The sequence below is a fragment of the Streptomyces sp. NPDC014733 genome (assembly GCF_043083385.1).
GTDB lineage: Bacteria > Actinomycetota > Actinomycetes > Streptomycetales > Streptomycetaceae > Streptomyces.
Genome location: NZ_JBIBYO010000007.1, coordinates 314,025 through 325,878 on the forward strand (window position 1 = coordinate 314,025; position 11,854 = coordinate 325,878).

An 11,854-nucleotide genomic window follows, 5' to 3' on the forward strand; every position below is an offset into this window, starting at 1 on the left:
GCCGCGGCCGTAACCGCGGGGCCGGTGGGCCCGTCCCGGCCCGGCGCGGGCGGCTTCTACGCTGATGCGCATGGTCATCGCCCGTTCCGTGCTGCTGTTCGTCCTCGCCGCGCTCTTCGAGATCGGCGGGGCTTGGCTCGTCTGGCAGGGCGTGCGGGAGCACAAGGGCTGGCTGTGGATCGGCGCGGGCGTCATCGCGCTGGGGGTCTACGGTTTCGCCGCCACCCTCCAGCCGGACGCCGAGTTCGGCCGGATCCTGGCCGCGTACGGCGGGGTCTTCGTGGCGGGCTCGCTCGCCTGGGGCATGGTCGCCGACGGCTACCGCCCCGACCGCTGGGATGTCACCGGCGCCCTCATCTGCCTGGCCGGCATGGCCGTGATCATGTACGCGCCCCGGGGCCGCTGACCTCGCCCGGAAGCGCCGCGCGCCCGGGCCCGGAGGCGGAGCCCGCCGTCGGCCCAACACTCCGCCCAGGCAGGCCCGGTGACCGGCCGGCGGCCGCGTCTCACCCCTCGGCCGGGGTCCGCGGGCGCAAGATCGCCGTGCCTATCCTGGACCACCCACCGTGCGCCCGTCGTCGCAACGGGTGCAGCCGTCCCGCCTTGAGGAGTGCGCATGACCGCCGAGGAACGCGCCGTCGGCGCCCGTACCGCCGTCGTCACCGGAGCCAGCAGCGGGATCGGCGCCGCGACCGCGCGGCAGCTGGCCGACGCCGGGTACCGCGTCGTGCTCACCGCGCGCCGCCGGGACCGCATCGAGAAGCTGGCCGCCGCGCTGCCGAACGCCGAGGCGTACGTCCTCGACGTCACCGACCGGGCCGCCGTCGACGCGTTCGCCGCCTCCCTCGACCGCTGCGACGTCCTCGTCAACAACGCCGGGGGCGCGCTCGGCGCCGACCCGGTGGCCACCGGCGACCCGGCCGAATGGCGCGCCATGTACGAGGTCAACGTCCTCGGCACGCTCCACATCACCCAGGCGCTGCTGCCCGCGCTCACCGCGTCCGGCGACGGCACCGTCGTGGTCGTGTCGTCCACCGCCGGGCACGGTACGTACGAGGGCGGCGGCGGGTACGTGGCCGCCAAGCACGGGGAGCACGTCCTCGCCGAGACGCTCCGGCTGGAGCTGTGCGGGCAACCCGTCCGGGTCATCGAGATCGCGCCCGGCATGGTGAAGACCGAGGAGTTCGCCACCACCCGGTTCCGCGGCGACACCGCGAAGGCGGCGAAGGTCTACGAGGGCGTGGCCGAGCCGCTCGACGCCGACGACATCGCCGAGACGATCGCCTGGGCCGTCTCCCGCCCGTCCCACGTCAACATCGATCTGCTGGTGGTCCGCCCGCGCGCCCAGGCGTCCAACTCCAAGGTCCACCGCACCTCCTGAGGCCACCGGCGGGGCCGCTCCGGCGCACCGCCGGGAGGGTTCCGGGGCCGCCGCGGCGGCCGCTCACACCGTCCGCACATCACCCACAGAAAGATCACCTTGAAGATCAACATCTTGGCCCGCCGGGCCACATGGAATGCGCGTCGCGGGGAACGGGGACAGGCGTGAGTACCTTCCGTATCCCCCTCCCCCGTGTCCCCCTCCCCCGTATCCGCCGCTCCGGCCGCGCCCTCAAGCGCGCCGTCGTACTGACCGTCGCCGCGGGCGCGCTGACCACCGGCCTCTCGGCCGGCCCGGCCTTCGCCGCCATGGGCGACAACCTCGTGGACGGTCCTGCCGCCTGCGCGTTCTACGAGGGCCGCCAGACCACCTCCTTCGGTGACCAGGGCGACCGCGTCTCGCAGATCCAGTGCCTGCTCGCCAACCGCAAGTACCTGGGCTGGAACCACCTCAGCGGCACGTTCGACGCCCCCACCCTCGTGGCCATCGTCAACTTCCAGCGGAACTACGGTCTGGTGCCGGACGGCGCCGTGACCCCCGAGACCTGGAACGCGCTGTACCACGCCGGTACCGTCGGCGCCTGACCTTCTCCCGTCCCACCCGTGAGGGCCGTCCCCGGACGGCCCTCACGGCTGTCCGGGGCCGTCAGTCCAGGCCGCCGATCCCGACCAGCGCCAGGGTGATGTTGTCCGGCCCGCCCGCCTCGATCGCGGCCTTCCACAGGGCGAACGCGGCCTTGCTGTTGTCGTCCTCGTACCGCCGCAGCACGTCGTCGATCTCCTCCTCCGGTACGGGGTCGGTGAGGCCGTCGGTGCAGATCAGGTACCGCGCGCCCGAGGTGTGCGGGAGGTCCACGACATGCGGGACGACGGGGGTGAAGCGCAGCCCGCCGCCCAGGGACTGGGTGAGGAGCGAGGTGGTGCGGCGCCCCTGGGTGAGCGGCGGGTTGTCGTCCACGCTGAGCCGCCGCGCACCGTCCGGTCCGGCGTCGATCACCCGGCTGTCGCCGACGTTGAAGGCGAGGACGGAGTCCGCCAGGGCGACCACCCCGGCGACGGTGGTGCCCATGGTGGCCAGGGCGCGGTTGCGGTCGGCGGCGTCGTAGACCGCGCGGTTGCAGACGGCGAGGGCGTCCCGCAGCGCCTCCTCGGAGGTCAGTGAGGGGCAGGCCAGGGAGAGTTGGCGGACGGTCAGCTCGCTGGCGACCTCGCCGCCCGGCTGGCCGCCGATGCCGTCGGCGACCGCCACGACCAGCGGATGGCCGAGCGGGAAGACCAGGGTCTGCGGGTTCTCGGTGACCGTGCCGCAGAGCGTCCAGGGGCCGGCCACCAGACTGTCCTCGTTCTGCTCACGGACCAGCCCCGTGTGGCTGAGCGCGGTCACGGTGACGTACCGCATCGGCACACTCCCCGCCGCCCGCCCCCGTCCGGGCTGCCTCGACGTCGGCTGCTGCCCCGAGACGCGCTGCCGCGCGCCTCCCCTCCATTGTGTGCCCGGGCCCGGCGCCCGCGCCCGATGGGACGGGGTGGGACGGGACGCGGCGGGGCTTTCGGGAAGGCGCAGCCCGGAAGAGTGCGGGGGGCTTTTCGAGGAACTCGCGGTCCGGAAGGGCGCGGGGAGTTCCCTGAATTCAGCGGGTCAGGGTGCGGGGCACGCCGCCGGCGTCAGCGGCGGAACGGGGTCGAGAAAGAAACGGCCGTCGCTCTTCTCGACATCCCATGTCAGACAGAGATGCGGCGCACTCAGCTGCACCTGCTCCCCGCTCACCCGGGAAACCGAAATCTTTCCGGCGGCCCCGGAATCCTTCACCTTGCCGACGAGACTTTTGGCGTATTCCTCCGCGCCGTCGCCGTTGACATAACGGGCCAGACTTTCCGCATCGCCCTTGTGCAGATTCTCCGCCACACCGGAGGCGAGTTTCCCGTACGAGGCGGCTCCGGGGTCGGGCTCCCGTGCGATGCCGACGACCACGACGGCGATCCACGCCGCGAACACGGCGAGACCGAGCGGGAGGAGGAAGCGGCTGCTCTTCCGCTTGGCCCCGCGGGGCTGCGCCGCCGGCGTCGCGCTCTTCCGGGCTGTCAGCATCTGCCCTCCTCGTGTCACCTGCTCCGTGCGCCCGACGGCGCGTGGGCGGGAAGCGCCCGGCGGTGGATACGGCCCACCCACCGCCGGGCAAGACTACCGGATCATATTCCGGTCGGGAGCACCGGATCACGGGCGGATCGCGGTGTTTTCCTCAACTCCCGGGCGCTTTCTCCGGCGGCCGCACATCCGGTGTCGTCCGGAAAGCCTTTGCCGATCGTTGCGGTGACTTTTCTTGCCCTCGACGCACCGGGCAGTGACGATTTCCCCCATCCGCATCCTTTTCCTCGCGGCGCCGGCCGGCTCACCCTTCCCGCCAGGGTTGTCCGGCTTCTTTCCGTAAAGGGAAGGCGCTCGCCGCGAACCGTACGGGCCGCATGCGGTCAGCCGCTTTTCTCTCCCCCGCGCCCTGAGTTCGTACGGGGCACCGTTCCGGGAGCCCGTGAGGCGGCGTTCCGGGCGGGTCACCGCGGCGCGGCGCCGGCGCCCCGTACAGGGTGCCGACGGCGAGCGTGAGCCGGACCTCGGTTCGGCCCGGCCGTCCCCCTTCGACGTCGCCCATCGCTTCGGCACCCGCCAGTTCCTCCGCCCCGGCCTCCGGGGCCGGCCGCCGCCGCGTTCGAATGGACCTGTCGCCAGAGCCCGGCAGGTGACGCGGCCACCGGACGGCACCGGCCCGGGGTGCCTGCCGATCACCCTGCCGATCCATAACCCGAACTTCAGAGCCTCGAAGTCGTTAGTCTCGCGTGGAGCGCCCGGCTCGCACGGAGCCGTGGAGATCGTCCGCCAAAATCTTGAGAAGTGAGGCAGATCGCTTTCTTATGGCTAATTTCGACTCGACTCGGATTCTGATCTACGCATTCAGCTACGCCGAGCGCCTGCTGGAAGAGGTGTCCTACCTTCGGTACTCGGCGGAGCGGAGCCTCTGTTTCCTGTCGGACCTCCGGGACCCGGCAGTGCAGGCCGTTGTCGTCACATCGGAACCGGTCGATCCTTACACGCTTGAGTATCACTTCCGTGATGTCTTCCGGTTCGACGACCGCATGGTCGAAAGCGTCCGGGAGCGACTGACCTTTCTGACCCCGGGCTCCCACCTGCCACGTGCGCTCGACGACCTGGTCCTCGCCGACGACCGGACCGTGGACGCGCTGCGGAACGCCGCGCGGGACAGCGACCGGACAACCATCGTCCACTTCATGGCCTCCGACTCCCTCGACCAGCTCGCCGGTACGTTGGGCGCCGGCCTCGAAGAAGGCAACCAGCCCTTCGTCACCCGCTGGGGCAGCAAGGCCGGGGGCAAGGAGATCCTCCTGCGGGCGGGCGTCGCGGTGCCCGACGGGTCGGCGGAGGAGCTGCACACCGAGCAGGCCGTGATCCGGGCGATCGAGCGGCTCGCCGCGGGCCCGCGGCGCGCACGCCACGCCATGGTGAAGCTGAGCTCGCACTCCTACGCCGCGTCGATCGGCAATGTGCTGATCGACTGCGAAAAGCTCGGCCGCACGGGCGATCTCCTCGGTTCGGCCGAGGTGATCCGGATGCCCGCCGACGACTTCCACCGCGAACTGGCCGGAGGCGGGGCGATCGTGGAGGAGTTCCTCGCAGGCATCACCTCGTCCCCCAGCGGGCTCGGACACATCGGCGCGGACGGCACGGTCAAGGTCGTCGCCAGCCACGACCAGGTGCTGTCCGGCGGCCAGTACTGGGGGTGCCGGTTCCCGGCGGAGGAACGGTGGCGGCCCGCGATCGGCGAAGCGGTCGCGCGTACGGGCACGGTGCTGGCCGAGCTCGGCCACCGCGGCACGTTCGGCATCGACTTCGTGGTCGCGGGGGACCGCGGGCCGCTCGCGGTGGAGATCAACCTCCGCAAGGTGGGCCCCAGCCACGTCCTGCGGTACGCCGAGGCGCTCGTCGGCGAACAGCTCGGGGACGACGGACTGCTGCGGCGGAGCGACGGGCGGCAGGTGCGCTACGTGCACGGACGGCTGCACGAACCGGACACGCTCGGCACGATGGACCCGAAGTCCGCGGTGGAGCGGCTGCGTGCGGAGGGGCTGCTCTACCGGCAGGACAAGGGCGAGGGCGTGGCTCTGCATGTGCTGGGCGCCCTGACCACCTGCGGGTTCGTGGAGCTGACCGCTCTGGCGCCCACCTTCGAGGCCGCCGACGCGTACTTCAAGGCCGCGGAGGCGTCCTTGCTGCATGAGTGAGTTCCGCACGGGTGGGCCGCCCGTGGTGCCGGGGCGGCCCACTCCGCTCAGTCGGGACGCAGGGCCTGCTCGAAGGTCTCCGTGATCCGCTCCGGCTCCTCGGTACCGACCGAGATCCGCAACATGTCACGGTGAAGCCCCCTGGCACGCAGGGTGGCCCGCCCCTCGGGCGTCGTCAGCAGGTCGTGGTGGGCGATGAAGATCTGCGGTGACGCCATGGTGAACTCGGCGCCGAAACTGGGCCCCTTGGCGACCGCGAGGCGATCGTAGATCCGCTCCAGCGGCACCTTGAGGTCCACCATGAGCAGGCCCCCCGGCGCGTCGGGGCGCCGCGCGATCTTGCGGTAGTTGCCCTCGGAGCGGTCGTCGTACGCCCAGTCGACGCGCCGGACGACCCGGTCGTGGCGTACGAGCCGTTCGGCGAGGGCGAGGGTGTTGGCGTTCACCCGGTCCATGCGCTCCGCGTAGCCCCGGATACGGGCGGCCACGCGCGCCGCGTCGCGGTGATAGGGAGCGTCGCCGTGACGGCGGAGCCCCGCGCGGAGCTCCGCCGCACGGGAGGAATCCGGATTGACGACGGCCGCGCCCATCAGGACGTCGGCCGAACCGGTGGCGTACTTGGTGAGGCTCTCGCAAACCACGTCGGCGTAGGGAAGCACATCGACGTTGTGGGGCGTGGCGATCGTCGCATCGATCACCAGCGCGCACCCCGCCCGGTCCGCGATCTCCCGCAGCGCCGGGATGTCCGGGGTACGCAGGCTCGGATTGCTCGGCACCTCCGCGATGATCCCGGCGAACTCCCCGGCGGACGCCTCCACGACCCGGGCGACCTCCGCCAGGTCGAACGGGTCGGGAACCGTGGTGTGTTCGACGTTGATGAGGCGCTTCTCCAGCAGACTCACGGTGTCGAAGAAGATCCACCCGAGCTGGAGCCACCGGCGCCGCCCGTGCTCGCGCTGGACATCGGTGACCGCCGCGACGGCCGCCGCAACGGCGTTCATGCCGCTGTTGTGCAGCGAGACATCCGCCGGGTCCCTCGCACCGTAGGCATCGGCGAGGACGGCCTTGACGGCCTCCTCGGGGCCGTCGTCCACCGCGGCCTCGGCCTGGCGCCCCTCGATCAGACCGGCGTCCAGCAGCACGTCCTCCGCCTCGCGCGAGGACAGATGACTGCCGGTGTGCTGGACGTACGCGCGGGCCCGGGCGGCCGAGGGGCCGCTGCCGGCGAGCCGTACCCCGTGCACGCCGCGGCCGGTGAACGCCGCGGCCGGGGGGAGCCCCGCGTACGCCGCGGCGGCGTACGCGGCACGCGCCGAGCGGGTCAGGAGAAGCCCTTCGGCCGGCCCGGTGCCGTCCTGCGCGAGGAGCCCGGCCACCCGGGTCACATACGGATGGGTACGGAAGCGCGGGTAGCCCCACGCGATGCGGCGCAGGGTGGCCGCATCGCCCGATTCGAATCCGATGACCGACGCGACATCGGGGATCGAGACGGATACCGAGTGGATGGAGCCGGGCACGAGCCCGCCTGCGGCGATGTGTCGCAGACCGCAGGCCGGCCCGATGTCCTCGGGGACGCTGAGCGTCATGCCTTGAGCCCCACGAGCTGCTCCACCCCGTCCCAGTAGTCCTCCACGAGACGGAGGAACTCGAAGGCGCCCTCCTCGAACTCCGCCCGGGTGGCCTCCGACCCCACGTAGGGCGCGATCGCGTTGAAGACGGAGTTGCTGTGCCCGACCTCGACGTCGATGTGGAGTTGCCAGAAGTGGCGCAGGTCCTTGCCGTAGCCCTGGTTGGCCAGACCGTCGTTGATCTTCGAGACCATGACGGACGACATGGTCTCGTCGGCGTACAGCGCGCCGAGTGACTTGTGGATCGGGGATTCGGTGTAGAGAACCCGGATTCCGTCGTTCAGGCGCTTGGTGACCTCCAGCGGCTCGTAGCCGTCGAGGTGTTCCTTCTCGATGCCGATTCCGGCGAGGAAATTCCCGAAGAGGGTGGAGTGCGTGACCTCGCCGCCCACCTCGTCGGCGACGTTCAGGATGATCTCGCGAAGGATCATCTCGTCCCGGGTCTTGATCGCCATTCCGGTGATGTAGAAGGGGAGATGGCGGAAGAAGTAGTGGCACTCGCTGTACATGAGGCGTTCCTGCTCGGGGGTGAGCCGAGTGGTCCGGTACGCGTTCAGGTAGGGGTGCTCGACGCCACGGTGTGCGGCGATCCGGGCCAGCATCCCGTCCAGGTATTCCTTGATCGCCGGATCTTGGACGGCGATACGGCGGCGGATGCCCGGCTCTACGTTGTCGAAGTGATCCCACACCGCTGTGCCGGTGGAGTCCGAGGTGCTCAGCTCAGTCATGGTGACCTCTTTCCGGGTACGGAACCGAACTCAGGTACGTCACTTCTTGAGGGCGGATGCGGCCGAGACGTTGGCGTCGTCCCACCACCGGTCATCCGCGTCGAACTCCTGCTTCAGGTCACGGCTGCCGGCCCACGTCATGTTGAGGATGATGCGGGTGGCGTCCTCGCGCAGCGGGATCGTGCGGTGCAGCGTGGTGTCGGTCCGGAGGAAGTACACGTCCCCCGAGGCGAAGTGGTAGGTGTTGATGGGGTTCTCGGCGAGGAAGTTGTTGATCCTCGGCGACGCCTTGTCCCACGTCGTGTGGGGTACGCACTGCAGCAGGCCGCCGATGTCGATCGGTGGGGCCTGGAGCACCCAGATCAGGGCGAAACTGAAGTCGCCCCAGTGCCATCCGTGCGTGTCACCGCGCTGTTCCTGGCGGGTGATCAGGAATTCCTCGTCGGCCTTGGGGCACGGGTGCAGCTTCTCGCCGGCGATGGCTTCGAGAGACCGTATGAGCTCGGGATGGGCGTAGATCGAGGTCACCAGTTCGCTGTTGGCCGCGATCATCTCGCTGGGCACCACCGACATGGAACGGCGGGTGTAGGCGGTGGTCTTGAGACGCAGGTCGCGCCGCTCGGCGTGTTTGTCGAGGAGGCGTTCCGCCTCGGCGCGCACCACCTGGCGGGTGGGGGCTGTGATCAGGTCGGTCACGGTGACGATGCCGTACCGGTGGTACTGGTGTGACAGACGACGGATTTCGTCGTTCTCCAGCGAGGCGCAGATGTTCTCGGGTGCAGATCCGTTACCGCTCACGAAGAGTCTCCGATGCTCGGCTGCTGAATGCGGGACCGGGTGCGACGTTCAGATGCGGTGCGCTGCGGAAAGCTCACCGCAGGACGGTAGGTGCACTTCTCGGCTCTGATCAACCGGACAAGCGGAAGGGCGCGTAAATTCTGGCCAGCCCGGGAGAGGTAATCATCACCCAATATGGCGAGTTGGCGGAATGCAAAGGGAGCCGCACGACCAGAAACGGATGGATCTCTTCCCTATATCCGGGCAGGTGAGTGCGGACCGAGCGCCACAATAGATCTTCCGGATTCTCTCACCGGGAGCTATTTCCAGGTGTGGCGTGAATTACGTGAAGGAAGCTTTCATCTGTCACTTTCAACGGGGCACTTACCGGCCACACCGGCGCGCCGATCCGTATGCGTACAGAATTGCCGGCCAACCTCGATAAAACTCTCCCGCAACTCCCGTAACTCGCATTACTCCGAACGGGATCCGCCCCGCCTGCTGACCGGCTCTTGCGCGGGGACCGCCGGAGACGGTTCGCGGCGCCCCCGCCCAGGCCCTGCGGGGGGGGGCGCCGCCGGCAGCCCGCGGGTTCATCTCCCCGGGCCAGGGGCGGTCCGCCGCGTGAAGCGGCCGTCTCAGCCCTTCACGCAAACAACCTGCTTCAGCTTCGCGACCACCTGCACCAGATCCCGCTGCTGCTCGATGACCTTGCCGATCGGCTTGTACGCGCCCGGGATCTCGTCCACCACGCCGGAGTCCTTACGGCACTCCACGCCCGCCGTCTGCTGCTCCAGGTCCCGCGTCGAGAAGCGCTTCTTCGCGGCGTTCCGGCTCATCCGGCGGCCGGCGCCGTGGGAGGCGGAGTTGAAGGACTTCTCATTGCCCAGACCGCGGACGATGTACGACTCGGTGCCCATGGAGCCGGGGATGATGCCGTACTCGCCGCCCCGCGCGCTGATCGCGCCCTTGCGGGTCACGAGCAGATCCAGGCCCTCGTACCGCTCCTCGCTGACGTAGTTGTGGTGGCAGCTGATCACCGGCTCGAAGACCGGGCGGGCCTTGCGGAACTCCTTGCGGACGACGTCCTGGAAGAGGGCCATCATCACGGCGCGGTTGTGCTTGGCGTACTCCTGGGCCCAGAAGAGGTCGTGGCGGTACGCGGCCATCTGCGGGGTGTCGGCGATGAAGACGGCGAGGTCGCGGTCGACGAGGCCCTGGTTGTGCGGGAGCTTGCGGGCCTGGCCGATGTGGAAGTCGGCCAGCTCCTTGCCGATGTTGCGGGAGCCGGAGTGGAGCATCAGCCAGACGGCGCCGTCCTCGTCGAGGCAGCACTCGATGAAGTGGTTGCCGGAGCCGAGAGAGCCCATCTGCTTGGTGGCGCGGTCCTGGCGGAAGTGGACGGCCTCGGCGACGCCGTCGAAGCGGGACCAGAAGTCGGCCCATCCGGCGGTGGGGTAGCCGTGCAGGGCGCCGGGGTCGACCGGGTCGTCGTGCATCCCGCGGCCGACGGGGATGACCTGCTCGATGCGGGAGCGCAGGTGGGAGAGGTCGTCGGGCAGGTCGGCGGCGGTGAGGGAGGTCTTGACGGCGGACATGCCGCAGCCGATGTCGACGCCGACGGCGGCGGGGCAGACCGCGCCGTGCATGGCGATCACCGAGCCGACGGTGGCGCCCTTGCCGTAGTGGACGTCGGGCATCACGGCGAGGCCCTTGATCCACGGCAGGGTGGCGACGTTGCGGAGCTGCTGCATCGCGACGTCCTCGACGGTCGACGGATCCGCCCACATCCGGATCGGCACCTGCGCACCGGGCAGCTCGGTGTACGACATACCTTCCTCATTCCCCCGAAAAGACATAGAACGCAAAACGCGGACCATCCATGCGATGCGGGACGGTCGACCGGCGCCTGCGGTGAGACGTGCGGTAGACATTGTGTCCATCGCCCGCCTCCCGGCGGCAACCGGATTTCCCGGGCATTCGCAGGAAGGAGCCCCGGACGATGCAGCGCAGGTCGTTCGTCCCCACTGCCGCGTTGGCGGCCGCCGCGGCGCTGACCGTCGGCCTCGCCGGCTGCTCGGGCGGCACCTCCGCCACGGGCGGCGGCGACGCCAAGGGCGGTGAACCGGCGCTGGCGCAGTCCGGCGAGCCGGGCCGCTACTCCTCGCTCCCGGACGCCTGCCGGCTGCCCTCCGGCTCGACCGTGCGCGGCATGCTCCCCGGCGACGGCAAGCGCCTGTCGGGCGACGAGGCCGCGCAGGTCTACCGCGGGCAGGCCGACATCACGTACGACACCGACCGCCGCGTCGGCTGCCGCTGGAAGCGGGAGACCACCGCCGGCACCCGGCATCTGACGCTCGACATCCAGCGGGTCGTCTCGTACGACACGAAGGTCAGCGACGAGGACCGGGCGCGGCAGATCTACGGGGAGCGGGCGCAGGCCGCGGGGGTGCCGCAGGAGGGCGCGGAGTCCGCGCCGCCGAGCGACGAGCCGAGCGCGTCGGCCAAGCCGGGCAAGGGCGGCAAGGACGGTAAGGACGGCAAGGGCGGCGCCGGGGACACCGAGGCACGGCGGACGGCGGGCGACGCCACGGACGCGCTCACGGCGGACGGCAAGACCGGCGGGAAGGGCAAGGACGGCGGCAAGGGCGGCAAGGGCGGTACGCCGAGCGGCGCGCCGTCGGCCGGGACCACCGCGCACACCCTGGACGACCTCGGCGACGCGGGTTTCCTCCAGGACGCGCTGGCCACCGCGGACTCCGGGGTGCACCGCGACATCACTGTGGTGTTTCGCACGTCGAACGTGGTCGTGACGGTCACCTACGACCAGTGGTCGACCGACAAGACGCGGGTGCCGGAAAGCCAGGAACTGCAGGACAAGGCGCATGCGCTGGCCGAGGAGCTGGCCGACTCCCTCAGCGAGTAATGCGCCTTTCGCGGCAAATGATCCTTCTGTCGGGTTGTCGGCGAACAGTCCGTTTCGGCCGGTGATCTCCGGGGCGAATCGTCCGCGCGCCGCGTAGGGTCTGTCGCCGTACGCCTGGTCCG

11 protein-coding genes are annotated in these 11,854 nt (G+C 70.3%); 5 read left to right on the forward strand and 6 right to left on the reverse strand.

Annotated elements, in window-relative coordinates; translation table 11 throughout:
• Window positions 1–70: 70 nt before the first annotated feature.
• The 3 genes from ACF1BH_RS19135 (at window position 71) to ACF1BH_RS19145 (ending at window position 1,965) form a co-directional block, all read left to right on the forward strand.
• Window positions 71–406 (forward strand): YnfA family protein, encoded by a 336-nt coding sequence (locus ACF1BH_RS19135; protein WP_391643618.1) that lies wholly within the window; start codon window positions 71–73, stop codon window positions 404–406.
• 210 nt (window positions 407–616) lie between these two features.
• Entirely contained in the window at window positions 617–1,381 is a 765-nt protein-coding gene (locus ACF1BH_RS19140; protein ID WP_391643619.1) for an SDR family oxidoreductase, read from the forward strand.
• A gap of 164 nt (window positions 1,382–1,545) precedes the next feature.
• Window positions 1,546–1,965 carry a peptidoglycan-binding protein gene (locus tag ACF1BH_RS19145; RefSeq protein WP_391643620.1) on the forward strand — a complete coding sequence of 140 codons (420 nt, stop codon included), beginning with the start codon at window positions 1,546–1,548 and terminating at the stop codon, window positions 1,963–1,965.
• Between the two features lie 61 nt (window positions 1,966–2,026).
• On the opposite strand, the gene ACF1BH_RS19150 is transcribed toward ACF1BH_RS19145, so the two are convergent.
• Entirely contained in the window at window positions 2,027–2,779 is a 753-nt protein-coding gene (locus tag ACF1BH_RS19150; RefSeq protein ID WP_391643621.1) for a PP2C family protein-serine/threonine phosphatase, read from the reverse strand.
• 240 nt (window positions 2,780–3,019) lie between these two features.
• The gene (locus tag ACF1BH_RS19155) at window positions 3,020–3,469 is read right to left on the reverse strand and encodes a hypothetical protein (protein WP_391643622.1); all 450 of its coding nucleotides are present in this window, start codon (window positions 3,467–3,469) and stop codon (window positions 3,020–3,022) included.
• Between the two features lie 818 nt (window positions 3,470–4,287).
• Here ACF1BH_RS19155 and besA point away from each other — a divergent pair.
• Window positions 4,288–5,673 (forward strand): L-propargylglycine--L-glutamate ligase BesA, encoded by a 1,386-nt coding sequence (gene besA, locus ACF1BH_RS19160; protein ID WP_391643623.1) that lies wholly within the window; start codon window positions 4,288–4,290, stop codon window positions 5,671–5,673.
• A 47-nt stretch (window positions 5,674–5,720) separates the two neighbouring features.
• Here besA and besB read toward each other — a convergent pair whose 3' ends face one another.
• The 4 genes from besB to ACF1BH_RS19180 form a co-directional block, all read right to left on the reverse strand.
• Window positions 5,721–7,259: an L-2-amino-4-chloropent-4-enoate dechlorinase/desaturase BesB gene (gene besB, locus ACF1BH_RS19165; protein ID WP_391643624.1), complete on the reverse strand. Its 1,539-nt coding sequence runs from the start codon at window positions 7,257–7,259 to the stop codon at window positions 5,721–5,723.
• Window positions 7,256–8,029 (reverse strand): 4-chloro-allylglycine synthase BesC, encoded by a 774-nt coding sequence (besC, locus tag ACF1BH_RS19170; protein ID WP_391643625.1) that lies wholly within the window; start codon window positions 8,027–8,029, stop codon window positions 7,256–7,258. The genes besB and besC overlap by 4 nt, the downstream gene beginning before the upstream one ends.
• 39 nt (window positions 8,030–8,068) lie before the next feature.
• Window positions 8,069–8,827, reverse strand: a complete 759-nt coding sequence (besD, locus tag ACF1BH_RS19175) for an L-lysine 4-chlorinase BesD (protein WP_391643626.1) — start codon at window positions 8,825–8,827, stop codon at window positions 8,069–8,071.
• 617 nt (window positions 8,828–9,444) lie between these two features.
• Window positions 9,445–10,638 (reverse strand): RtcB family protein, encoded by a 1,194-nt coding sequence (locus ACF1BH_RS19180; RefSeq protein WP_391643627.1) that lies wholly within the window; start codon window positions 10,636–10,638, stop codon window positions 9,445–9,447.
• Between the two features lie 170 nt (window positions 10,639–10,808).
• On the opposite strand from ACF1BH_RS19180, the gene ACF1BH_RS19185 reads away from it, so the two are divergent.
• A complete protein-coding gene (locus tag ACF1BH_RS19185) occupies window positions 10,809–11,732 on the forward strand; it encodes a hypothetical protein (RefSeq protein WP_391643628.1) in 924 nt (307 codons plus the stop codon).
• Window positions 11,733–11,854: the final 122 nt, after the last annotated feature.